At 56.7% G+C, this 23,374-nt stretch carries 16 protein-coding genes and 2 pseudogenes; 8 read left to right on the forward strand and 10 right to left on the reverse strand.

Annotation, left to right across the window (positions count from 1 at the left end; genetic code table 11):
- On the reverse strand, window positions 1-675 hold the full coding sequence (locus tag EN807_RS18430) for a protein-L-isoaspartate(D-aspartate) O-methyltransferase (RefSeq protein ID WP_135936146.1): 675 nt from the start codon (window positions 673-675) through the stop codon (window positions 1-3).
- A 566-nt stretch (window positions 676-1,241) separates the two neighbouring features.
- Between EN807_RS18430 and EN807_RS18435 the strand changes: the two genes are divergently transcribed.
- The gene (locus EN807_RS18435; RefSeq protein WP_135936147.1) at window positions 1,242-2,234 is read left to right on the forward strand and encodes a glycosyltransferase family A protein; all 993 of its coding nucleotides are present in this window, start codon (window positions 1,242-1,244) and stop codon (window positions 2,232-2,234) included.
- 190 nt (window positions 2,235-2,424) lie between these two features.
- Here EN807_RS18435 and EN807_RS18440 read toward each other — a convergent pair whose 3' ends face one another.
- Entirely contained in the window at window positions 2,425-3,666 is a 1,242-nt protein-coding gene (locus EN807_RS18440) for a polysaccharide biosynthesis/export family protein (RefSeq protein ID WP_189522494.1), read from the reverse strand.
- A gap of 185 nt (window positions 3,667-3,851) precedes the next feature.
- Here EN807_RS18440 and EN807_RS18445 point away from each other — a divergent pair.
- A pseudogene (locus EN807_RS18445) lies at window positions 3,852-3,968 on the forward strand (molybdate ABC transporter permease subunit); the annotation flags it as partial.
- 504 nt (window positions 3,969-4,472) lie between these two features.
- Here EN807_RS18445 and EN807_RS18450 read toward each other — a convergent pair.
- Window positions 4,473-4,643 (reverse strand): annotated as a pseudogene (locus tag EN807_RS18450) (transposase); the annotation flags it as partial.
- A gap of 814 nt (window positions 4,644-5,457) precedes the next feature.
- On the opposite strand from EN807_RS18450, the gene EN807_RS18460 reads away from it, so the two are divergent.
- The 3 genes from EN807_RS18460 (at window position 5,458) to EN807_RS18470 (ending at window position 9,897) form a co-directional block, all read left to right on the forward strand.
- Window positions 5,458-5,673, forward strand: coding sequence for an exopolysaccharide production repressor protein (locus EN807_RS18460; RefSeq protein ID WP_127313762.1), 216 nt, complete (start codon window positions 5,458-5,460; stop codon window positions 5,671-5,673).
- Between the two features lie 569 nt (window positions 5,674-6,242).
- Window positions 6,243-8,117, forward strand: a complete 1,875-nt coding sequence (locus tag EN807_RS18465; protein WP_135936150.1) for a Wzz/FepE/Etk N-terminal domain-containing protein — start codon at window positions 6,243-6,245, stop codon at window positions 8,115-8,117.
- Window positions 8,118-8,745: 628 nt separating this feature from the next.
- Complete coding sequence (locus EN807_RS18470) at window positions 8,746-9,897, forward strand: glycosyltransferase family 4 protein (protein ID WP_135936151.1); 1,152 nt, start codon at window positions 8,746-8,748, stop codon at window positions 9,895-9,897.
- A gap of 556 nt (window positions 9,898-10,453) precedes the next feature.
- Here EN807_RS18470 and EN807_RS18480 read toward each other — a convergent pair.
- From EN807_RS18480 to EN807_RS18490, 3 genes are all read right to left on the reverse strand, one after another.
- Window positions 10,454-11,419 carry a glycosyltransferase family 2 protein gene (locus tag EN807_RS18480; RefSeq protein WP_135936153.1) on the reverse strand — a complete coding sequence of 322 codons (966 nt, stop codon included), beginning with the start codon at window positions 11,417-11,419 and terminating at the stop codon, window positions 10,454-10,456.
- A complete protein-coding gene (locus tag EN807_RS18485; RefSeq protein ID WP_135936154.1) occupies window positions 11,416-12,693 on the reverse strand; it encodes an O-antigen ligase family protein in 1,278 nt (425 codons plus the stop codon). The genes EN807_RS18480 and EN807_RS18485 overlap by 4 nt, the downstream gene beginning before the upstream one ends.
- 277 nt (window positions 12,694-12,970) lie before the next feature.
- Entirely contained in the window at window positions 12,971-15,025 is a 2,055-nt protein-coding gene (locus tag EN807_RS18490; protein WP_135936155.1) for a hypothetical protein, read from the reverse strand.
- Window positions 15,026-15,178: 153 nt separating this feature from the next.
- On the opposite strand from EN807_RS18490, the gene EN807_RS18495 reads away from it, so the two are divergent.
- Window positions 15,179-16,030, forward strand: a complete 852-nt coding sequence (locus EN807_RS18495) for a sulfotransferase (protein WP_135936156.1) — start codon at window positions 15,179-15,181, stop codon at window positions 16,028-16,030.
- Between the two features lie 194 nt (window positions 16,031-16,224).
- Here EN807_RS18495 and EN807_RS18500 read toward each other — a convergent pair whose 3' ends face one another.
- The 4 genes from EN807_RS18500 to EN807_RS18515 form a co-directional block, all read right to left on the reverse strand.
- Window positions 16,225-17,721, reverse strand: coding sequence for a lipopolysaccharide biosynthesis protein (locus EN807_RS18500; protein ID WP_189522495.1), 1,497 nt, complete (start codon window positions 17,719-17,721; stop codon window positions 16,225-16,227).
- A gap of 341 nt (window positions 17,722-18,062) precedes the next feature.
- A complete protein-coding gene (locus EN807_RS18505; protein ID WP_135936158.1) occupies window positions 18,063-19,292 on the reverse strand; it encodes a glycosyltransferase in 1,230 nt (409 codons plus the stop codon).
- Entirely contained in the window at window positions 19,289-19,519 is a 231-nt protein-coding gene (locus tag EN807_RS18510; RefSeq protein ID WP_135936159.1) for a hypothetical protein, read from the reverse strand. Before EN807_RS18510 ends, EN807_RS18505 begins: the two co-directional genes overlap by 4 nt.
- Window positions 19,516-20,766: a glycosyltransferase gene (locus EN807_RS18515; protein WP_135936160.1), complete on the reverse strand. Its 1,251-nt coding sequence runs from the start codon at window positions 20,764-20,766 to the stop codon at window positions 19,516-19,518. Before EN807_RS18515 ends, EN807_RS18510 begins: the two co-directional genes overlap by 4 nt.
- A 437-nt stretch (window positions 20,767-21,203) precedes the next feature.
- Between EN807_RS18515 and EN807_RS18520 the strand changes: the two genes are divergently transcribed.
- Together EN807_RS18520 and EN807_RS18525 are read left to right on the forward strand one after the other, a co-directional pair.
- Window positions 21,204-22,301: a polysaccharide pyruvyl transferase family protein gene (locus EN807_RS18520; protein WP_135936161.1), complete on the forward strand. Its 1,098-nt coding sequence runs from the start codon at window positions 21,204-21,206 to the stop codon at window positions 22,299-22,301.
- A gap of 323 nt (window positions 22,302-22,624) precedes the next feature.
- Window positions 22,625-23,362: a class I SAM-dependent methyltransferase gene (locus tag EN807_RS18525; RefSeq protein WP_065007969.1), complete on the forward strand. Its 738-nt coding sequence runs from the start codon at window positions 22,625-22,627 to the stop codon at window positions 23,360-23,362.
- The last annotated feature ends 12 nt before the right edge of the window (window positions 23,363-23,374 follow it).

Raw genomic sequence — 23,374 nt, forward strand, 5'->3', positions numbered from 1 at the left:
TTAGACCGTTTCGAGCCGGCTGAACCGAACCGGGATGAGTTTGCGAGTCTTCAGTTGCCCTACCGAATCCTTGTCGATGACCGTCAGCAACTGCCCTTGTTCGGGGCCCACAGGCAGAACCAGGCGGCCCCCCGGCTTGAGCTGCTCAAGCAAAGCCGGCGGCGCCCGCCCAGCCGCGACGGTGACCAGGATCTTATCGAATGGGGCGTGCTCGGGCCAGCCGCGAGACCCGTCTCCGACACGAATGCTGATATTGGATAGACCGAGGCCCTGCAGGAGAGTCTCGGCATGGCTTGCGAATTCCTCGATGATTTCGACGCTCCAAACGTGCCCGGCGAGTTCCGCGAGGATTGCGGTTTGGTAGCCCAGGCCGGTGCCGATCTCGAGCACCGCCTCGTGCGGCCGGAGAGCAAGGAGATCGGTCATGAGAGCGACGATGAACGGCTGCGAGACGGTTTTGTCGAAGCCGATCGGCAGTGGCATGTCCTGGTAGGCATAAGGCGCGACCGAGCTTGGCACGAAGAGATGGCGCGGCACCCGCTGCATCGCTGCCATCACCCGTTCATCGAGCGCCGCCTTGCCGAGTTCTTCGCTTGCAAGGTCGGTATGGATTGCAATCATCTCGACCATGTGTCTGCGTAGAACTGCGAGGTGTTCTTCATTCATTGGCTTCATGACGGTGGGCTTTCCTCAACCAGCTTGCTGCAAGATAGGCTTATATCCTGTTCGTCACAGCAACGCCCGCCATCGTTTCCGGTTGCGGGCGGCCCGCGGCGACCGAAGGTAATTTTGGCGTTGCGTCTTGGCATCGGCGGCGGCCCCGGAGATCCCGTGCCATTCGCCATAACTTGTATGTCCTGGATCGCGGTGATCGAACAATGAACGGGTGCATTGCGTACATGCGTGGGCAGCCGGCGATCTCGACCGGGGCGTTGTCGTTGCAGTAGTGGACGCCTGTTTAACCGAGCGATGCTGCGACTGCTGCATGGCTTCGGGCAGCGGGAATGCCGGGACGGGCAGTTCCTCACTCACCTACACAATCGGGGTTCCTAAATATCCAGCTAAAGTCCGGAGGCCGCCACTTTATCGCTTCCAGGAGTGCTGAGTGGAACTCGCCGGGGGCCTCTGCCTTGCCGCTCGGCCGTCGTGGTTGAATCCTCCATCAGCTAAAGTAGTGAAATTTGATGGAACTACCGGCCTGATGTGCCATTTTACCACGTCGTGAGAGAAGACGAAGGCAAATGAGCCAGCACAATGCCACTGTGATAGGCGTCGTGGTGCCCATGTTCAATGCCGAGAGAACCATTCTCCCGACGCTGACCAGCATCTGCCAGCAGAACCACCAGGCGCTGGACATTATCGTAGTGGATGATGGGTCGACGGACCGGTCCGCGTCAATCGTGGCCGCCTATGCTGAGCAAGATCGGCGTATACGCCTTTTCAGGCAGCCGAACGCGGGTGTTGCGCACGCGCGCAACAGCGGCGCCGCTGCCACCGATGCGGAGTTTCTAGCGTTCGTGGACGCGGATGATCTTTGGGCTCCGTCCAAAATCGCACTGCAACTGCGCGTCCTGCAGGAAGGAGGCTCGTCAGCTGGCCTGGCATATTGCTGGTTTGCGGAGATCGACAAGGACGGTCGGATATTTTCACTCAAACAGCCCGATGCCGATGGTCGCGTGCTGCAACGCATGTGCAGAAACAACTTTGTCGGTAACGGAAGTTCGATGCTTGTACGTCGCTCCGCATTCGAGCGGGCGGGACAGTTTGATCCTTCCCTGAGGGCGAGGAACGCACAAGGCTGCGAAGATCTTCTAATGTGCCTCAGAATAGCGGAGAATTACGAGTTTCGTGTCGTGCCCCAATATCTTGTGGGTTACCGTAGGACGAGCGGCAACATGTCGAGCGATGTCATGCAGATGTTTCGTTCGTATCAAATTGTCCTAGCCGAGTTTCACGAGAAATATCCGCAATTTGGGAGCGATCTCAATGCCCATCTGCTTGACACGATCAATGCGCTTGCCGTGAGAGCTTTGCTTCAAGGGCGGCCTTCCGCAGCCTGGTACCTGTCGAAGAAGCTCTTTGTACTGGAGCCGCGCACGGCCATTTCACGTCTGCCTCACACGGTCGACGTCTGCTGCCGCGGACTGGTCCCTCGCTGGATCAAGGTTCGAGTGAAACGGATGCGAAACGCCGAGTCTCGGCTTCTCTATGACAAGATTTATCTGGAGAGGTGAGTGCGTCCCTGTTTCGGGCGAACCGAGCCGGAGCTGTTGAAGCTAGATGCTTGATGCCAGGCTTTGGCGGCGCACGTGGCAATCACGTCATTGCCCGGACCCTGAGCGGCCACCAGAACGATCTTGGCCCGGACCACATTTCCATAGGACACGTGCAACTACGCGCCGCCTCTATACAATACTTAGTTGTTTAATTCGCGACCGCCGCTCCTGATGGGGCCTTCAGGGTAATTGTGATGGTGTCACCCGGAGCAAGCAGAGTATCTTCAGTCGCCTCGGTCGTCGCTGCTTGTCCGTCAGTGGAGCGGGTTACACCGATCGTAATTCGGTCCCCTTCGCCTACAAGGTCGCTGCGCATCTGCATCACGTAGGCGATTTGTTTGGTCAATGAATCCATCTCAGCGCGCATTTGCGTCATCGCCGCGCGTTCAGCCTGCATGTCAGCCAACAGGTCAATTCGACCCTGGTCGATAAGCTTATCAAGACTGCGCTGCAAATCCCCTTGGTCGCGTTCGAGTCGAGCGATCTCAGCGTTGGTTTGCAACGCGCGGGTCGCTGACAAGAGCACTGCACGTTGAGCATCGTTGACCCTCGTGATCTGGATCAGACCTTTTTCGAAGAGCTTCTTGAGGCGATCAAGTTCCGCTGCATCTGCGGCTGCGCCCGCTTGATCCGCCTTCTGCTGCTCCTTCAGGTAGCCCATTCGCTCCGCCGCCTTGGTTGTAGCCAACTTAATTGAAGCGCGCTCTTTCTCCTGATCCGCATAGACAGCTTCAAGATGCTTCCCCTCCTGCTGCAAAGCTTCGTCGCGACGAGGTTCGAGGCTCGGGTCACGTTCTGTGTCCGGAACCTCAATCGCTCTGGCGCCGCTCAGCTGCGCCTCTATGCGAGCAGCCTTGATTTCGCTTTCCTGGTACTTGATGCGCAGAATGTGGAGGCGGCCGCCAAGGTCCGCTGCTGTCATTTCAGGGTTTTGAAGCTCACCGCGACCGAGCTGGTAGCCGCCGCCAGCCGCCACAGCCTGTCGGACAGTCATGCCTGGTCTGAAGGCCTGAGTCCCAGGAGAGGCAATGTCCCCGTCAATATAGACGGGTCTGTATTCCTCAATATCAACTACAATCTGATCCGGGTAAAACCCAGTCCAAGTCTCAGTGCCGTCGGCGGATCGTTGTGGAAGGGATTTTGGTTTTAAACCCTCAATTACCTCCTTGCGAACATCCTCTATTGTCTTCCCGAGGACGGTTAGGGGGCCTAGGACCGGCAACACGATTACACCGCTTTGGTCGATGACAGCTCGCTTTTGCATCTCGGGATAGCCTAAGACAGCGAAGCCGATCACGTCGCCAGTCTGCAGACGGTACTCGCCGACATTGTACTCCTCCGCTAGGGCAAGGCCATTCGACGGATTCGCGTATGCGAACAACAAAAACACGCATGCGAGCGCAGCGCAGCTGCCTGCCCGCATCCAGCGCACCGATCTATTCAACATTCGCGATCACCCCGCAATGTTTAAGCATAACGTCGACGCAGACCTTTCTCACAACGCCATTCCTTTGAGGCGAATTTGCGCTCTGAACAACGGCAACAAGGCAGACGATATTCCGAGATCGCGCCACTCTGATCGTCATCCGGCTGGAAGAATACAACTATCCGGCGGCCACCGCGATCGCGTCGATCATGGTTTTGCTATCGTTCGCGACGCTCCTGGTCGTCGATCTGGTGCAGTCGTGGAGCCCAAACGCTACGGCTGACGTCACCGGCGTGTCGTCGGCCGGAAGCGACACCGCCGGCCAGCGAACAGCCGGTCGCGCGCTACCTGATGGCAGTCGCGTTCTGGTGGCCTGAGCGGCGTTGGCCCGCCTGACGCGCGGCCGCCATGTCCGCCGCTCCGCTAAGCACGGAAGCTGTGCGGCGGACACACCAACGTCTAAGCCGTCCCATTTTGCTCAACTTGACGCACACAACTCTACTCAGCCTCTGCCTAAATCCAGATCGCATGGCATGGCCAGTCCGTGTGGCAAACCTCTCTTGGCCGCCGAACGGGAGTAAGCGCTCGTTAGGCCCCCTCGATTTTCCGACCTGCTCGGCCTGACCCGACCATGCGAAGATGCCTCCGATATGGACGAGGTCTTGTGCATGGCAAGAGACGGCAAAATGGACGTCCAGTTGGATCGTGTCGCAGGGAGTGGTGTAGCTGACGGCTTGGTCGCCGCGCTCTCCGGCATGGGGCCGGGCTGATCAGCGTGCCACCGCTGGCAGGCTGATGAGAGGATCATCGCTCATTTGGCTGATGGTTTCCAGCGTCATGTATCTGGCGCGCTGCACGGCCCATTCGTCGTTCTGTTCGAGCAAGATCGCGCCAACCAGGCGGACGATGGCGTCATCATTTGGGAAGATGCCGATGACCTCGGGGTGGCGGAGGTGGCGCGCAAGTACGGGGTGACGCGCTGGCAGGTCTATGAATGGCGCAAGCGGCTGCGGCATGGGTCTGTGACGCTGCCCGAAAGCATGGCCGCGGCTCCGCCTTTGCGGCGCTGCTGGTCGAAGAGCCGTCTCAGCCGAGGCAGGCCAGCGCCAGCATTGATATCATCCTGGGTGATATCGTGATCCGAGCCGGGCAAGATGCCGACGACAGGCATCTGTCGCGGGTGATCCGCGCGGTGCCGGCCGCGATACGATCACTTTTCCGTCATCGCCATTGACCGAGCTTCTTCTAGCTCTTTGGTCAGCGTTCCGACCGAGATAAGCGCCATGTCGCGAGCCATCGCCTGGAGCTCTCCCACCCTTGCGGACACCTTAGGGTCGGCCAGGAGGCGAGAGGCTTCGGACCAGATGGTTTCTGGCTTGGTGTTCTCCCTTACATCGAAGGCGCTCCGGTAGGGTTTGCCCTGTTGCCGCACTCGACACAGGCCAGCGCGAACGCTTCCCGCTTTGCAGTTAATTCGCTCATGTGGGGTGTCGTGTCTATGACTGGTAGCATTCCGAAGATTGAGATCCTGAACGGCCGCGAGCGACGGCGGCGGTGGTCGACGGCCGAGAAGCTGGATGGTCGAACGGGAGTTGGTCGCCTGGAAGCAAGCGTCCTGGCACAGGTTGGCGTCTTTATTCGCACATTCTAATATATCGGTCGCCCTGACCCGTTCCGATATGTTATGATGGTTAACGCGCTGGGGCCTGGATAGCCAAGGAGCGCGTCACGTCAGCGGCTGCGAGTGGGACGGCGATGTCCTTTTTGCTTTTTTTGCGAGGCCTTGTCATAGTACTGTTGGCATTCGCCATCAGTATATATTTGCTCACCGGCTCCCTCTGGGGCACGTTTGTCCAGACGTTAATTTGTGGGATCTTGATACAGATTGGGTACTTTGTTGCTGTCATGCTGCTAGTGTGGCGCTCGGTCTCCAAAGAATCGGTGACTCCGAAGTCACACATCGCGCGATGAGTCCGAAAGGGAGCAACTGCCGAGCCACTTAGTAAGTGAGGCGGGCCACGCTCTGCCTTTATGGGCTCTGGCTGCTAGAGCAGGACGATCAGCAAGATGACACCCCACACCACGAAACAAAATGTGACTGCAGCCTGTCTTATTCGGGCACCGGAGAGGCTTTCCGCGAGGCGCCAGATGCGCGCAGGACACTTGCGGTGATCGTTAGCGCGCGTCTGTGATCGACGAGCCATTCCTGTTTCCCGCAGGACAGGCTCAACCGGAGCCCGGAATCTTTTGCTCAGATGTTTTGCCATTTGGCAAGACGACTCAATTTCTTCCTTCAGTTGGAGCTTACGACATGCAGCGGAATTGTGGCAGTCGGAGCATGGGCCGCGTGAGGTTTCGTTTATTGCATCGAGGTTAGGATTTGCGCTTTTGGCGAAGAGCGGGCTGATGCCCGCCCCGAGCGGTGCGCCTGTGCTCCGCGGGCGTCGATACTGAATTTGCAGACATTTAGTCAGATAATGTGGTATGGTGTTTGCCGTTACCAATGCGCTGCCAGTCTCATCCCACGGGTTTGAAGGCTTATGCTCCGCGAAGTTGAAAAGCACCCGGATTCTGCCTTCACATTCGGCGATCCTCAGTGGGGAACGATTGATCTCGAAACACTCGTGGCGGCAGCGCAACGGCAGTTGAGGTTCGTCCTTACATGCGCGCTCGCAGGACTTGTGCTGGGGCTGGCGTATCTTTGGGCTGAGGTGCCCTTGTACGAGTCGACCGCCAGAATCCTGATCGACAAGAACCAGCCATCCGTCGTGACGAAGTTAACAGAGAGCGGAAGCTCCGCACCGCTTGACCCGATGATGCTGAGTCAGGTCGAATTGTTGCGGTCCGACCGCATCGGGCTGAAGGTCGTTGACAGCCTCGGTCTTGCTTCCGATCGCTCTTTCTTGTCAGCGCCATATTCATTGCTCAACAGTCTCACAGGATCGGTCGCTCGGTTGTTTTGGCCATTCATCGGCAGTTCCGAAGCAAGTGGAGCGCCGGTGAAATCGAGTGCCTCGCGAGGATCCGATCCTCGATGGCAGGCATTTGGCATTCTGGCTGAGAATATAACGGTAGATCGCGTAGGAGATTCTTACATTCTGCAAGTCCAATTTCGGTCGCCTAGCCCCGAAATGGCGCAAAAAATAGCCAGTAAATATGCAGAAATCTATATCGCTGACCAAGTCGGAGCCAAAGACGAGTCGATTATCCGAGCTCGCAGCGCACTGGCAGAAGAGCTCGAGACGGTGCGGAAGCGATCGGTTGATGCCGAGCTCGCAATCCACAGGTACCGAACAGACAATACGCTGACCAAGGAGACGCTGGTTACCTTGCGCCAGCTCGAACTTGAGGCGTCCTCTCTCAAGTCGCAATATGAACAGGTTCTGCAGCAGTACCAAGCGAGCCTGCAGAACCTTTCGATAGCGTTGACGGAGGCGCGGACTATCTCGGAAGCACCATACCCCGGCAGACCGAGTTCTCCGAACAGCAGTCTTACGTTGGCGCTCTGCGTCGTGCTCGGCGGCATGGTTGGCGCCGGTGTGGGCGGAATTCGGGAGTACCGTGAGCGCTTTTTCCGCACGACGGCTCAAGTGCGCGATGAACTCGGACTTCAGACGCTCGGAATGATCCCTTTGCTGGACGGGAAGCCAATTCGGCGAAACCAGCACGATCGTGCTGCCGGAGAGCCGTCATTCATCGAGGTGGGGAACAGCGCTTTCAACTGGGTAGAACAACATCCTCGCTCGGAATTCGCCGAAGCGATGCGAACTGTGAAAGTCGCTGTTGACGTCGAGTTACCAAGGAAGAGCACCAAGGCGCTCGGCATCGTTTCTTGCCTCCCGGGAGAAGGGAAGTCTCTGGTCGCTGCTAATTTAGCGATGGTTCTTGCTATGCAGCGTTGTAAGACATTGTTGATCGATGCTGATATCCACAATCCTGGATTGTCCCCTATGTTAGCCAACGGCTGGGAACGAGGCCTGGCTAACTTGTTGGCTGGAGAACTCAATCCGAGAGACGTGCTGGCCCATCAGTCATTGCCATTAAGGTTCCTGCCCGGCGTGAACCAGAGCCAACAAAAGCTCGCAAACACCGTGCAGCCTATCGAGAAAATGGGCGACTTTCTGCTCAAGGTGGGCCCTATGTTCAATTACGTTGTCGTTGATTTGCCCCCGTTGGCTCCAGTCGCGGACGTGAGGTCCTTTATCCAGCACCTCGACGGCCTTGTTCTGGTTATTGAATGGGGTGTGACCGCTCGTACATTCGTGCGCGAAATCCTCGACAACAACCCGACCCTGGCGGATAAATGCATCGGCGTTCTGCTCAACAAGGTCGATATCAAAAGAATCAAGCGGTACCAAAAATTCGGCAGCGCCGAATTTTACAGTGAACGTTATCATCGGTATTACCAGGCCTAGTTGTGGAGCAGGCATATTGAACAGAGGGGTCTCGTGAAGATCGCAATTGTACACTATTGGCTGGTCACGATGCGCGGCAGCGAAAAAGTTGTTAGGTCGTCTTGCGAATGTATCCAGGGGGTCCCGGTCGCTCTTGAACCAGAAAGGGCAGCATTACCCACCTTGGGCCAGTAGGCTCGGGGTGCTGATTCCACGAAGGAGAGCAACGCCATGAGAAAGCATAGCAAGAACGGATTGCTGATGTCTGGCAGGAAGTTGAGTAGGCTGGGCAAGCTTTGGAAGCAAGCTTCGAGCGCTTCTGCCTGACCGCAGGCATCACGGCGATGGAGGATCTGCTGCGGGTTGACGCCGAGGGGCTGACTGGAGCGCGCCACGCACGCAGCCCGGCGCCGCGGGCTCGCAACCGTTACGTGGCGTCTATTAGATCGGGCGCGCAAACTGGGAAACCAAAGTCGCTTGGCGACAGTAGCGAAGCGGCCCGGTTTTCTGCGATTCGCGGATCAGTTGAACGGATGCAATTGCAGAGCATGGCATCGCTGATCATCGCGGGACTGTTCTGTCGGCCCGCCTACAGTATCCCCTCATATCGGCTAAAGGCGAGGCGGGCGGCATTGGGAGTTCTTGACCCATGATATCTCAGCCTCCGCACGGCATCATCCTGATGACGTACGAATATCATCCATTTCCTGGTGGCATCGGAACATACGCCGGACGGTTGGTCGACATCGTTCGTGCTGGTGGCCACGCTGCGACCGTCATAGCGCCTGCCTATCCTGATCTTCCTGCCGATCCCCAGGAGCCGGATACCCATCGCATTCTGCGGCATCATCAAATTTCTCCATTCGGGGCGCTGCGGGCGCTTTCTATTCTGCGCAACGTTCCTAAGGACAGGTTGTTTTTGGCCGCCGACATACGCAGTGTACTTCTGACATTTGTGCTACGACCGTTCCATCGCAGAGGATATCGAGCGATGATTCATGGCAGCGAAGTCAGCAAATTCAGGACCGATTCCATCCTTTTTCGGTTTGTACGCCGCGCCTACGAAGGAGCAGATGTCGTTTTCGCCAACTCACATGCGACGCTGCGGATCTTTTCCGAAAGTTTTGGAATGCCCCGGAAGGGTGTCGTCACGTATCTCGGCGTGGATCCCATGTGGTTTCAGCCAATCCATGGGAATTTTGAACACCCGCAACTTGCAGCTGTACCACAAGCTGCAAGCGTCATTTGCGCAGTCGGACGTATCGAGCCTCGGAAGGGCCAGTTGGAAACTGTCCGGGCTATCGCGAGCGCGCGCGATGAATACGGATTAGACAATCCGATCTTTGTGATGGCTGGACGGGCCGAAGATCAGGCCTATGCCTCAAAGATATTGGATGAAGCGGCACGAGCTCGTGTTCCAGTGATCGCTACCGGTAGGCTGTCCGACGACGACTTAAAGCGCTTATACCGCCGTGCGGCGTGCCACACATTGTTCGCACGAGAGCTACAGGGAAAGATCGAGGGCTTCGGGCTAGTGTTGGTTGAGGCCGGTGCGCAAGGATGTCCTTCGATAGCGACGGCCGTCGGCGGCATACCCGAGGTCATGGGCTCCACTGGTGTGCTGGTGCCCCCGGAGGACGTGAACGCGATGGCCCGCGCGATAGCAACCTATGTGGCCAATGCAGAACTGCGTGAGCGCGACGGTGCTCTTGCCAAATCACGGGCACGCACCTTCGACTGGGCAACTTGTGCAGGCGCGACGTTTCCGGAGCTGAATGGGCTGAGCCCGAGGCCAAAGTAGCTGCTCAGCTTTTCCGGAGTCGGGAACCAATGAATATCGCCAAACGATGAAAGGATTGTTGAAGCAACCACGGAAGTCCGCCCGGTAGCGTCATCAACCGGAGAGCTCGTGATCCTTGAGCGATTGTTTGGCGAGAGTTTTATCAAGGTCGCGAGCTGCACCGATACACGTTCGAGCTCGTTGACGCCTTTGTTAACAATGCCGCCGAGCGCGCTCCTTGCGGTATCGCTCTGGGGCGTACAGATCGAATATACTGGCATGGATGGTGCGTTCTTGGCCCGCTCCGGGGACGGGACGCAGCGATCGATGCTGCATCGACAACGTGGCTTCAACGCCGTTGGCTTGCAGAACGCGGTGGAATCAAAACCCGGCGAGTGCTGCCGCCTTCATCGCGCGAACCGGGAAGCAAAACCGGATAGTCGGTCGTTTGCGCATCGGAGAGCTCTGATTTCGCCTCCGTTATGGTCCTGCCGTCGCGGTACAGAATAATCGCTACGGAAGGATTCCAGGGCTGCCGCCTGCGATGCTCGAACTCTCGCCATTCCGCCCAGCATCTTTAAGAGCTGTCAGCAAAGTCTTTGCGCAAGGCGCGGTAGAACAATAGCTTGGCTGCACGGCGCACCTGCGGATCCATGCCCCTCGGCAGGGCGCAAAGAAAAAAGTAAACGTACACCCGCCAGGACAATGGATCGTGCCACATTGCGCGAATGAGCAAGCGCGCTCCGCGTTTCGTTTCGCCTTGAGCCACGCAATCATTGCCCGCCTTTGCGTACAAACGCGCGTTGCGCCGACGCGCGAGGTGCGCAAGTTCCGGCCGTCGGATGACCCATTCTCGCGTGAGGCCTTCGCCTATCGGCAGAAGCGCGTCGAGTCTGCGGGTTATGTTCGAGCCATGGCGCCGTTTATAGACGAGTGCTCCGGCCACATGTTGAAATGTCCAACGCTCGGCTGCGCGCATACAAAATTCTGTATCCTCTCCAGCCCTGAATGCCTCGTTGAATACGCCGATATCTTCGACCATCTCCCGCCGCATAACCATACTGGAAGGAATAATCGGCCCATCAAGCAGAAAATATGTCGGCAGCGTATCGCATTGGTCCGCGCGATAGCGGCGCACGGCGACGTGTAGAGCATCGGACAGATCCGGAGCGGAAAAATCGACAAAATCGCCATAGACAAGACCTGCCTTGCAGCCATTGCCCAAGACGGCTAATTGACGTTCAAGCTTGTCCTCGGCCCAGAAGTCATCGCCGTCGAGAATTGCAATAAGATCGCCAGCAGCATGTCTGATGGCAAGATTCCTCGCCGATGGAAGCCCGATCCCCGCCGTCGTCAGGACATGTGCGCGCGGTTCCCTGCGACCCAGCGATGCAATCAATTCCGACGAGCCGTCCTTCGAGCCATCATTGACAATGATGATCTCTTTGATGTGGCTCGACGCCGTCTGATTAATCACGCTTTCCACTGCCTGCACGATGAAGCGTTCTTCATTGTGACATGTCATGATAACCGAAACACTCATCTCGTGTTTCCTGGCAAGGGGCTCGCGAGAAATCGAGGATGTCTCATGCCCCTGGGGTGGCTCCTCCGCATCCTGTGCAATGGGCAAAGCCCGTGCCGCGTCAATTCAGGCAGGAGCGAGACAAGACTCAGCGTAACGAAAGCTCGTGTGCCGGAGGCTTCTGTTCCAACGTAAAAGGCGCAGGGAACAAGGAGCACGAGGGGCAGAAGCCGTGCCTGGACCGCTCCGATCAATCCGAGAGAAAGCGCCCAGCTTAGAGTACGGCTTAAGCGAAACCATGCAGCAATCCATATGAGAACATAGAGGCTGAGCCCAATGATGCCGTTCTCGGTGAGGATACGTTGAAACTCGCCATGTATCCCAAGCTGCAACTCGTCAGGAAGTTCGCTGAAATCCGTTTCGATAATATTCTTGAATTGGTTCGTACCCACGCCCATCAGTGGATATTCGGAGATGAGTTGTCTGGACAGGGTGAAAGCAAACGCGCGCTGTACATTGCTCGGGGTGTCTCCGGGGGCATATTTCCCCTTCGCGGCCAGATATTCGTATTGCCCCATGCTCAGCGGATCGAGAATGGTCTGCATTTGCTTCTCGACATAGGCGTTATTGATCGTGGTCGACAGCACGAAAAGTGCCACGAAGCCAGCGGCGATCGCTGGCACCATCGCAGCGAGCCGTCCGCGCATCAGAAGCGCGGCGGTCAGAAAGAGGTAGATCAAAAACGCCTTGCGTTCCCCAGATAGCAGGAGCAGGGGAAGTATCCCTACCCATACCAACCAAAGGGTGCGCCGCTTGCCCCGGTTGACGAAGAGGAGGAGCCCTGCGAGCGCAATTGGAAGGAAGGTGAACGCGAGCCTCGGATCGACCAGATGCTTCCAACCGACCAAGTAGCCATGGGCGACATGCCAGGTGATCGTATACGCGAGAATCAGCATCATGCCGAAAAGCAAGATGTTGACGACCTTCTGCGTCTCGAGCCATCTAGCCTCCTGTGCGATGGCGAACGCAAAGGCGCCCACGGTGGACATCTGCAACAGCTCGCGCAGGCCGTTCTCTGGGTCCACGCTGAAGGCCGAGACCATGTGCCAGCCCAAGAAGGGCAGGAGCAGTAGAAAACCGGCTGAAAAAGCCAAATTTCGCCAACGCCCCGTCGCCAGGCCAAAAAAAAGCATCAGCAATGCGATCAGCTCGAACGGACGCAGCAATACAAGACCCGTCTCGAGCCTGATTGGCAGGAAGAGGCTCAGTATCGCGAATGTGAGGAGATAACGCATCTCAGCCCCCTCGCGGCGCGATATTCTTTTAGCACGTTCTCTTTCCCGGAAACAGAACTTGTTGGATGTATCAATGCCAGCCCGCGGAGAAACACTTCACGCTGCTCCAGCCGACGACCCCATCGTTCCGCCCGCTGTGGCAATCGCATATCGAAGAGGTTTCCGCCTGTTGGGAACACTCACCCTCCTCGGCTGCGGGGAGGCTTACTGGTGGCAGAGCTCGTCAGCAGTCCGACGAGAGTGATGACGCATCCTGGTGTCGCGCAGTCGATACGTTCTAGCCGACGGTCTCGCTCTCCGGGGTCCAGGCTTCTGGCTGGTCGAGCACAGAAACCGCGCGAACATGGCAGCGAATCTTATGCCCGACATCTCGCGAGCTGAGCTCATAACTTGTGCCGGTTTCGCTCACGATCGGAACGCCGTCACGATACCATAGACATTCTATTTGCGACGCAAAAACGTTCGGTACGACGGTCAGCGCCTGGCCCGGTGAAGCCCGGCCCGAGAAGGCCGGCAATGCGCTGAAGCCCGTCGGGACCCTAGCCAGTTCCGTTTCCGTCTGCCGGACCCTTATATAGTCAATCACCATGTCATACGTCTGCGACGGGTCCGGTTGAGCGCGCCCCTTTTTTTTATCGTAAGCGAAATCCACGATGATGTATTTCTTTACTGCGAGCTCCAGTGTCGTCGGAACGCGCGCCACTTCATAGCCGTCGATCACAAAATAAGTATAATCATCTTCGATCTGCGCATACCACGTATGAAATTCGCCATCGTATACGTCGATCGTGCTAGGAAAACCACTTGATGGATCGACTTGATAGCCGGCGATTTTCCGGCGCACGTCACGTGGCGTGATATGTGGATCTGCATAGCCGAGTCTGGGTTTGTGCACGTGCTGGCTGATGTTGATATAGGCCCCATTGAGACCGTCATATTCCCAAAAGTCCGTCTCAAGACGATTGCGCGTCCGCCAGAATAGATGCTCCTTCCCATACGCCCAGAAAGCAGGGAAAAATCCAGGGCGGGGCGCGAGTATCTTCGGCAGTCTGGCGCGGATCTCAAAGATTCCCTTTCCCCAACACCGCCCTTGGCCATTGTTGTTCACGGAAGAGAACGCACCTGTTCTCCAACGGCCCTTATGTAAGAGCCGGAGCGCCAGCGTGTGGCTGGTGGCGTCGTGCACATAGGAGGAGGGCGACGCCGAGATCGGCGGGGTAGCGGCGTCAACACCAACGGTCGTCAGATGGGTCGGCGCATACCAGATGCTGCTTTGCGCGCCAGTGAAATCATCGACAACCGAGTTGGATTCGAAGTCGTCAAAAAAAACCGTTGTGTAAGCGCGGATCGGGGGCGCCGCCTCACCACGATGAGCATATCGCTCATCCCCGATGGCTGCCCAGGACGCCCACGAGGCTGAATCGAACGCATAACGTTCCGGTTTGTCGTTCGCATCCACAGCTGAAGGAGGGCTCTGGCGATAGGGATGATCGCCGGGCAGGGCGGATTGCCGGCCGACGCGCCACATGCCCCATCCCATTAGCCTGTCGATCTGGGAGTCATTTAGTTCGCTTTGTCCGATGATGACGCAGTCGATCGCGACATCTGCCCTCATGGGATTGTTCACATCGCCCATGAAGCTCTGCGATTTCACCCGGTTGGGTGCCAATGCATAAATCGTCTGGCCGGCCGTCTTGATCCCATTCACCACAGCCTGCATCACGCATCCGCGGCGGTACCCGACCATGATATTCCAGTCGCCAAAATCCGTCGAGCATAGCCCTTCCTCGCTCTTGAGCTTGCCGTCATGGAGCCGCGAAACGAATGTGCCGGCCGAGGGCTTGAAACAGACCTGGGGCTGGCGATGCACCGGGCCACCCTCCGCGCCATTGACGCAAAGAACGGAAACGTTATTCGCGTCGGCGTTGACTGCCGAATTGCACCGGGCGATTACCAACCACCAGCGGTGAAGATACGGGGCATCGTTATCGGCCCGCCAAGTCAATGCCTGTTTCGTGCCGTTCTTGAAGAGAACGCCGCCGTTATTCGGAAGCTTTGTCGGGCGCAGGGAGGGCTCGGCTTGCATCGCAGCCACCGGCTTCACGCCGCCCGATTGCCACGAGGAGACTTCGCCTTCGGCCAGATCCTCCTGAAACCAGGATTTCACAATCATTTCCGGGAACAGACCAGGATTCCAGGAGTGAGCGTTCGGCTGCGAGCCTTGCGCCGGACCGGCGGCGCGAGCGTTCCGCCCCAGGCGACCGGATGCCGTCAGCACAAGGGCGGCGCATGCGGCCCGCGCCAGGTCCCGGCGAGAAAGTTGGTTGGTCATTGTCGTCTGCCAATAATTGCTGGTTTCGGGATGTGACTTCTTAATATCGCGCTTCTCCTCACAAGCTACGCAGCATATCATAGGTTTCGGTTTAGCCTTTCAACGACAGCCAGGGAAAGTGTGTCGCGCCTGATGCTATAACGGAGAAAGCAGATGCAGACCGCCGACAGGATCGATGCTTCGCCTCTCACTAGGCCGGGCAAGGCTCTTCCGCCCAATGCACTTCTATTGAATTGCTTTGGCCGAGGTGGGTCAAGCATTGTCTGGAATATCATCGGCAGTTCGCCGGATGTGTTGATGCCAAAGTACGAATGGCATGTGGGAGTGTTCGGACGTTTCCACAAGCTGCGCAAGGCTGCGTGCCATATTGGCGGGGCCGTCAACTGGGCATCTGTTCCCGTCTTTTGGCGGCATATGCGCGCAGCGACTGCCGAGACCGTCCTCCCTGGGGAGCGCAACGAAAAGGCCCAAGCACGCTACGTCGTTTTGAAGGTGATGGACTACTACATCGCATTCGACGACGCGATTGCGCGCGGCTTTATGGAAGCGCGGAACCTTGTGCTTACGCGGCATCCATTGCCGATGTGCGAAGGGCTGATACGCAGCGATCTCAGCGAGGCAAGCGCGATCAAATGGTACAACGATGTGACTAGCCTGATGTTCAAAGCCTCGAGGAAGCGTGATGCGCTATCGCTTCGATTCGAGGATTTGATCCAATCACCGGATGCGTTTGTTAGAAGCCTTTACCACGCGCTCGGCATAGCGGCAGCGGAGGACGGAAAGATCAGGTTTAAGGTTAAATCATTTGGGACGGCGCGAAAGACAAACGCAGACGCCGCAACTGGCGAAAAGCTGCGGATAAAATTGGACGAAGCATCCGATCACATCGCATCAGACGTCAACACCCGAGCGGTTGCCCGCCTCGATCGTTCAGCACGACACCGGATTTGGGAAGGCACCCGCGCAACCGCGGAATTGTTCGATTATGGAGGTGATAATTTCTGACTTTGTGCGGTTAACGGCTTGGAGGAGCAGCCGTTCCGGTGAGAGAAAACGGCAATCGCCTCCTCGTCAAGGAGGCCAACCGTCTCAAGGCCGCCGACTGTGTCTCCAATCCCCGTACTTATATGATGTGATTGCGCACCCCAAATCGTCGGATGGGCAGTCGGAGAGGCGCCGAATGTGCAGGGTATCGTTGGCTATGCAAATCTAATCCATTTCGTTTTCTTGGATGTTAGAGTCTGCAAGACTTCCGCACCATGTTTTCCGAAGAGCAGCGACGCTCTCAGATAGACAGTGACAACGGACAATGTACCTATAACGAGAAGTCCGGTCGCGAGCACAAGATAGTCGGGCGATCCGGCAAGCAGCATTTTGACCGCCGAGCCGGTGGCGAACACCACAGCGGCGAATGCGACAGGCGGCGCATGGACGAGCGCGAAATCCAGAGCTGATAATCCCGTTATCCGACAAGTCATCGCCGCATAAAGGAAGAAACTCGTCGCAATGGCGCCGGACACTGAAAAGGCCACTGCGTTCACGCCGTAGGGCGCCGAGAAGAACGCGAATGAAGCGACAAGGGCCATGTAAATGATCTGCATGGAGGCCATTCGGTAACTTTGGCCCGTCGCAAGCGTCACGGCTGCGCACACTCTGTAACCCACGCGGAAATAAATTACTGCAGAGAATATGATAACGGGAGCGACGGCATCCGTCCATTTCTGGCCGAGGATTGTCAGAACAATCTCTTTTGCGAAACAGCATAGAAATGCGCTAGTCGGTAGAGCAAGCGCCGCCGTCAAAGCATACCCCTTGAGCTGAGCGCTGCATAGCCTGACCTTGTCGTGATGAACCTTCGACAGGAGCGGGAAAATCACGCTCTTGTTCAGATTGCCGAACAGATTTGCTGGCATAGCAATCAGATAATACGCTCGCGAGTAAATGCCCAGTTCTGCAGTGCCGATCAACCGCGCGACAATGACATTATCGATATATTTGGCGGTGACGGATGATATACCGGCCAGCGAATAGCCCAAGCTCTGTCTGCGGATATCACGATAGGACTGCATGTCGAAACTGGGCCTCACGAGATAGTCCCTGGCGATGAAGAAATAGATGCTGGCCAGGATCAATGCCTCGGCCATATACGCGACCACCAAGGCCCAATAGCTGAGTCCAAAATAGGCGAGCGGAATGGCAAGCCCGACATGGGAAGCAATCCAAGCGACCAGACTCGCTGTGGAGGATATTCTGAATTTCAGGTGCCGCGACAAAATAGCCTCGGCTGTCAGATTGAACGCGTTCGCGACCATCATCACCGCAAGGAGGCGCGAAATGAGGACCAATTCCGGCACGTGAAGGAAATCGGCAATCTGCGGTGCAAACACCCATTGAAGCAAGCCGAGAATGGCAGCGATTATCATGGACAAGAACACTACGGTTCCGATATGGCGCTCGTCGACGTCCCGTCGCTGGACCAGGACTTGCGACATGCCGAGATTGGCAATGTTATTGCCGACGGCTGCGATGATCAGCGCAACGCCGGCAACGCCGTACTCCTGTGGGGAAAGCAGGCGCGCGAGAACGGCCGTGACCAGGACATTCAAAAAGGTTCGGGCCAGCAATGTGGCACCCGACCACGAGAGGCCGTTGGCTGCCCTTCGTGTCAGGTTTTTATGTCCAGTTACCTCGTCCAAGTTGACCTGCTCCGGACTGTCCAATTGGACTGCCACGCTTCAGTGCATGCAAGCGTGCTCCAACCTCATGAGCTATTTTCTCGCCCAACGCCTCGCGGGGTGGATCCCTCAGGCGCTCACCGTTTTCTCCATCGCTTCATAACCTAAGTCATTATGGCAGCGGATACTGCCGCATCCAGGGCACTTTTCCCTGGCCACGAAGCTCAGCTTTTCGCGAAAGTCGACCGTCATGGCTAATTACTTGGCCTCTTTGCTGCGTTGTAGTCGATCAATAATCTCGTTCAGCGCCGCTCTCCGGCATCAATAGTCGTCATTGCTTGGGCCGGCTTCGGGGTTGCTCCTTAATAACCTATCGCCTCACGACCTGGGTGGCAGTGTCCCACAAGAGTGGCATACAACCTCATTTGCCGTGTTGCGACGCTTTCCATGCTGAAACGCGCAGTGACTGTTTGTACTGCGCGCCGCGCCATCTCATCGCGCTCGGCTTCCGATAGGCCGAGCGCGCGACGAAGGAGTCCGCAATACTCCACCTGCGAGCGAGCCAAGAAGCCGCTGCGCCCATGCTCCACAACGTCGGACGCACCGCTGACATCGGTGATGATAGGGACCACGCCGCAACTCATGGCCTCGAGCAGTGCGTTTGACATGCCTTCCGACGCCGAGGTGGAAAGATAGAAATCAGCCTCCCACAGAAAGGGAAACACATCTTCGACCGCCCCGGCGAATGTGACCTTGCCGGAAAGGCCCAACCGGGCCGCCTGTTCCTCGAGAGGGACGCGGCACTGGCCATCGCCCAGGATGGTGAGTTGCGCCTTTGCGTCGGCGGGAAGTGCCGCGAACGCATCGATCATGTGCTCGACGCATTTTTCCGGATCGAGACGGCCAAGGCAGATAAAGCGTCGGCTGCCATTGGCGCTCAGGTCGCGGTGCGGCTTGCGGGGCAGATCGATCCCATTCGGAACCATATGAATGCGATCTGCGTCGATGCCGTGTCTCTTCAGATCATTAGCGATTTGGCGGCTATTGGCCATGAAGGCCGTGACGTGACGTTTAATCAAGGCGGACGCCCAGCGACCGATGATCTTCTTTTCGCGCACAACGTCGAGATCGAAACACCGTCCGCCCCGGGCCAATTTTGCGAGAACCGGTTTGCGCAGGAGGGCTCCTGCCAATGCCGCCGGAACAGCGTGAAGTCGGGCATGGATGATATGTACGACATCGAATTCGTCGCGACGGCGCAGCATCCAGATCAAAACCTGGACACACCACGACAGGAACGACAGCATATGGCGCCCGCCCAAATACGGAGCCGCGCGCAAACGAAGGCGATGGATAGGGACCCCGTCGATGGCGGACCGTTTCGGGGTCGAGTGCGACAGTCTGGGTGCCAAAATGGTTGCGGAAACGCCGCTCTCAACCAGCGCCCGAGCAAATCGCCGCGCCTGTTGTTCGCCGCCGCCATATGACTCAGGAAAATAGGTTGGGAGCACGAGCAGAACACGTATGCTGGGAAGAGCTTCGGCTCGCGGGGTCTTCGTCGGATAAGCGGAGGCAACTTCTGCTTCAATCATATCAATCCGCCGGATAGCGTTCCTGGAGCCAAGGCGGCCACCAAGATTACAACCCCGTCCCAAGTGCAAAAAAGAAGATGCCTCTTTGGCATCTCACTGCCTTTCAGCGCATCGATCCCCTTGTCGTCCAGATCGACGCACTCCACCTCATCTCCGAAATCGGCAAAGTTTGCACCGCTAACCAATTCGGCAAGCTGCCGGTCACCGTCATAGGCTGCACCGTTCACCGCGGAAGCGCCACATTTCGGACAGGAGGTGTTGTTGACACTCCCTTGCTTGCCCGATGCTGGTCAAGAGCCTCCCGGTAAATGGCATCGGTCCGCTTGCCCACCAGCTTGACGTCCCAGTTCGAAAGATCCGTCGCCGCGGCGGCACCTTGGGCGAGGCAGGCCAGTCTTGCACGATCCTCCAGGAGGGCGGCAATGGCGTCGGCCATGGCTGCCAAATCATCCGGGGGTGTAATCACACCGTTGATACCAGGGCGGAGCACTTCGCGAAGACCTGGCAGATCGCAAGCGACGCAAGGCTTGCCACCGGCGAGATATTGCATGACCACGCGGGGCAATCCCTCCCGCATGGAACAGAGCAGGCAGAGATCCGCGAGCGCGATCAGCCGCTCGGGGTCGTCCCGATAACCGGTAAAGACCACTTGCCGCTCGAGCCCAAGCTGCTTGGCCCGCGATTCCACGGTCGAGCGAAGCGGCCCGTCGCCCGCGAGCACAAGCACCGCGTCGTGGAACCGGGCGGCGACTTTGTTGAAAGCGTCCAGAAATTCCGTGTGTCGCTTGCGTGGCTCGAAAGCCGCGATCATCAAGAGCACGGACGGGCGCGGCGCGTCCGGGGTCAAGCGCAACAAATTGCGCCAACCGTCGGGCGGACCGGCGTTGCGAAAACGATCGAGATCGAATCCGGATTGGACGACATAATGTTTGTCTGGATGTCCCACTCCTGCGCTCAAGCATAAGTCGCGGATGCCCTCGCTCACACTGATGAACGCGCTGGTGATCGGCGCTGCCAGCCTTTCCAAGGCGAGATAAGCAAACCGCTCGGCGACGCCGACATTGACAAAAGGCACGATATGCACGCCATGAACGATCGCTGGAACGCCCGCCGCCCATGCGGCGAGACGCCCGAGAATGCCTGCCTTGCTGGTATGCGTATGCACGATGTCGGCATTCAAGGCGCGGAATCTCCGGGTGAGCGCCAACAATGCCCTCAGGTCGGAGACAGGCGAAATGGAGCGAGTCAGGCCCGGGACGCCAATGAGTTCCACCCGCGGGTCCACTTTAGCTATGATTTCCGGCTGGACCGTCTCGCCATGCAGCAGGACAACATCATGCCCCCTTTGCGCGGCCCAATTGCAGGAATGGACAGTATTCTCATCAGCACCGCCATTGATGAGACGGGTGATGACATGAGCGATACGCAGTCGACGCCCCAACTCAATCTTGCCTTCCGCACCCTGTACTTTCATGTCGCCGCACCGATCGCGCTGAATTTATCCGTTGGGTGCGTTCCCACGCCCAGCCGCGCTTTTGGTCGATGTGGCCCGATATCGGCGCTACTGCATTGGAGTGACATGCCACGCCCCGGTGGGTGCATGCCGTATGGAGATGAACCCCGAGTCCTAAGTGTGCCCTTCCTTCTTGGGCCAGCACTTGCAGTCCGTAAGGAGGGTTATTCCAACGGCTTCCAGTCGATCAAATCTAACTTGTTGGATTTAAACGTCTCAGAGAACTGCCGCTGTTACCCCGGGCACAGCGGAGTGATTTTTTGTGGTATACCTTGTACCAATACTTCTGCCCTATCGCGTGTGCGCGAAATTCGGATCGGAACCAGACTCGTTCAAAAAAGTAGTCGCTCCCCGTTCGCGCATAAGCCCGAGCGCCGAGCACTTCACAGGAGCGCAGCATGACGCCGGTTCTCCGGGTCGGGATATTTGGCTTTTACAGCTATCAGAATCTCGGCGACAATGTCATGGCCTATCTTTTTTCCAAGTGTGTAAAAGATGATGGGCATGATCCAATAGTTTATGCGAAGCGGCGCTCCGACAAAATGGATTGGGGCTTTAAGATATGCTCTGATGTCAAAGAATTTATCGAGTCGGTCGATGTAGTTATATTTGGGGGAGGCGGCTTACTCATCCCTAGGCAGCAACCTTCCGAAGTTGTTCAGGATTTCAACGATGATCTTGGACTTATTCTAGAATACACTAAAGAAAAATCTATCAAGCTATTTGCCTTTTCCATAGGAGGCGCCGGAAAAGACATCGATGAAATTGTACCCGTTGCACGCCAAGAACTTATAAGGCGCCTAAACTATGTAACACTGAGAAATCGCGAGGATCTAAAACTCCTTGCACAAGCGAACACCGAAGGCGAGTTCTTGGATGACGTCGTATGGACGACCTCCCGCAGAATTTCTGGAAGTAGATATGACAAAGGGCAATCGCGTCTACGTGTGGGGCTCAATATCTACCTTGGTTCGTCCCGTCGGTCTCGGTTGGCGAAACGCATACTGCAGATTGTAACACGAATTCGCAAAGATATTGATTTCATTTTCTATGAAATCAATCCAAAAAAAGATGGGCATTTCGGGGCATTTTGCGCCAACCTGACACAAGATAATTGCAGCAGCAAAATTTTAACTGACGTGGAAGATGCATGTGGCGAGGCGTCTTCGCTTGATCTGCTGATTACCACTCGACTGCACTTTGGCGTAATTGCAATGAGCTACGGCGTGCCATGTATTGCATATTCGGGAGCGGAGAAAACAAAACTCTTGTACAAGCGTATCAACCGATCCTCTTTTTTCTGGAGAATCGGGGATATTCACAAGCTGCTTTTTCTGTTTCTATTTCCAGGCGCCATACAAAAGATCGTACGCGACGGTAGCGAGGTTATTAACCCCGTGATTGTAGAAAATGCGATGCAACACTACACACGACTGTCACGGTCGCTTGAAGGGGTACTCGGAGCTTCTTCCCGGTCGGTGCATCATCTGCAATAAGGCTCTTTGCCTCGCTCGCATCGATCATGTTGCTCGGATCGAGGCGGCCAAGGCAGATAGAGCGTCGGCTGCCATCGGCGTTCGGTTCGCGGCGCGGCTTGTGGGGCAGATCGATCCCATTCGGAATCGGCTTCCAATCTTAGAGACGGGGTCGCTGTTACCCCGGGCACAGCGGAGCGATTTATTTCTGATACGCTTATGTACTGGTACTTCTGCGTTTGCGCGGTACCGGACTCGTTGCGCGGCGAAGGTCCAACGGATCGCCAGTTTAAACGATCGTAGCGCTGTGACTACACGATCAGCTTTGGCGAGGAAGGACAAAAATGGACGTCATCTCATATCTTGGAGCAACCCAGGAGCGAACCCAATCGTGCGGTGAGGCGGCCATTGCAGCCCTGCAATTGGTTCGGCTGTACGACGCAGCGGCTGCGCGACCGAATGGCACATTTCTAGAACTTGGGACGGATCGGGGGCAGGCCACTAAAATGATTCTTGCTGCCTGCGAGAAGAACGGCGGGAACCTGGTCTCGGTCGATATCCGAGATTGCTCAAGTGCGGCAGTTAGCTGTCGCTGGACCTTTGTTCAGGCAGACTCCACAGATCGCAAGACCATCCTAAACAAAGCGCCCATTCTGCAGGATGGAATCGATTTAGTATATGTCGATAGTCTGCACACGCCAGAACACGTGTTGAATGAAGTGTATACGTGGTTCAGCCTGGTTCGAAAAGGAGGCACAATCTGCTTCGATGACATTGATCCGAACCCATATATGCGAGGGCGAAGGAAGGACAATCCCCAAATTGAGATTGCTAACCGAAGGATTTTTTATGTAGTTCAGAGCATTTTCTACGACAACTTAGACCAGCTTCAGATGACGGTAGACTTCGGTAGTACCGGCCTTGCGATGCTAAGGAAAACATCTGAGATTGGATCGGAACTCAAGCCGTTCAACCATTTGCCTGCAGAACGCAATAGTACGTTTCTGGCGAAGCTCAGCGTGCGGTTTGGAGAAAGATACTACGCGCACAAAGGCGATGGATCGGACTTTTTGACAGCATGAAGTGTACCCGGA

The organism is Mesorhizobium sp. M5C.F.Ca.ET.164.01.1.1 (genome assembly GCF_004792125.1).
GTDB classification, from domain to species: Bacteria; Pseudomonadota; Alphaproteobacteria; order Rhizobiales; family Rhizobiaceae; genus Mesorhizobium; species Mesorhizobium wenxiniae.

Excerpts from the sequence above, each read along its gene's own strand:
- EN807_RS18465 (WP_135936150.1), top strand. The coding sequence starts at position 6,243 with ATGCTCCGCGAAGTTGAAAAGCACCCGGATTCTGCCTTCACATTCGGC.
- EN807_RS18480 (WP_135936153.1), bottom strand. The coding sequence starts at position 11,419 with ATGAGTGTTTCGGTTATCATGACATGTCACAATGAAGAACGCTTCATC.
- EN807_RS18515 (WP_135936160.1), bottom strand. The coding sequence starts at position 20,766 with ATGAAAGTACAGGGTGCGGAAGGCAAGATTGAGTTGGGGCGTCGACTG.
- EN807_RS18490 (WP_135936155.1), bottom strand. The coding sequence starts at position 15,025 with ATGACCAACCAACTTTCTCGCCGGGACCTGGCGCGGGCCGCATGCGCC.
- EN807_RS18460 (WP_127313762.1), top strand. The coding sequence starts at position 5,458 with ATGTCCTTTTTGCTTTTTTTGCGAGGCCTTGTCATAGTACTGTTGGCA.
- EN807_RS18505 (WP_135936158.1), bottom strand. The coding sequence starts at position 19,292 with ATGATTGAAGCAGAAGTTGCCTCCGCTTATCCGACGAAGACCCCGCGA.
- EN807_RS18495 (WP_135936156.1), top strand. The coding sequence starts at position 15,179 with ATGCAGACCGCCGACAGGATCGATGCTTCGCCTCTCACTAGGCCGGGC.
- EN807_RS18525 (WP_065007969.1), top strand. The coding sequence starts at position 22,625 with ATGGACGTCATCTCATATCTTGGAGCAACCCAGGAGCGAACCCAATCG.
- EN807_RS18520 (WP_135936161.1), top strand. The coding sequence starts at position 21,204 with ATGACGCCGGTTCTCCGGGTCGGGATATTTGGCTTTTACAGCTATCAG.
- EN807_RS18430 (WP_135936146.1), bottom strand. The coding sequence starts at position 675 with ATGAAGCCAATGAATGAAGAACACCTCGCAGTTCTACGCAGACACATG.
- EN807_RS18435 (WP_135936147.1), top strand. The coding sequence starts at position 1,242 with ATGAGCCAGCACAATGCCACTGTGATAGGCGTCGTGGTGCCCATGTTC.
- EN807_RS18470 (WP_135936151.1), top strand. The coding sequence starts at position 8,746 with ATGATATCTCAGCCTCCGCACGGCATCATCCTGATGACGTACGAATAT.
- EN807_RS18485 (WP_135936154.1), bottom strand. The coding sequence starts at position 12,693 with ATGCGTTATCTCCTCACATTCGCGATACTGAGCCTCTTCCTGCCAATC.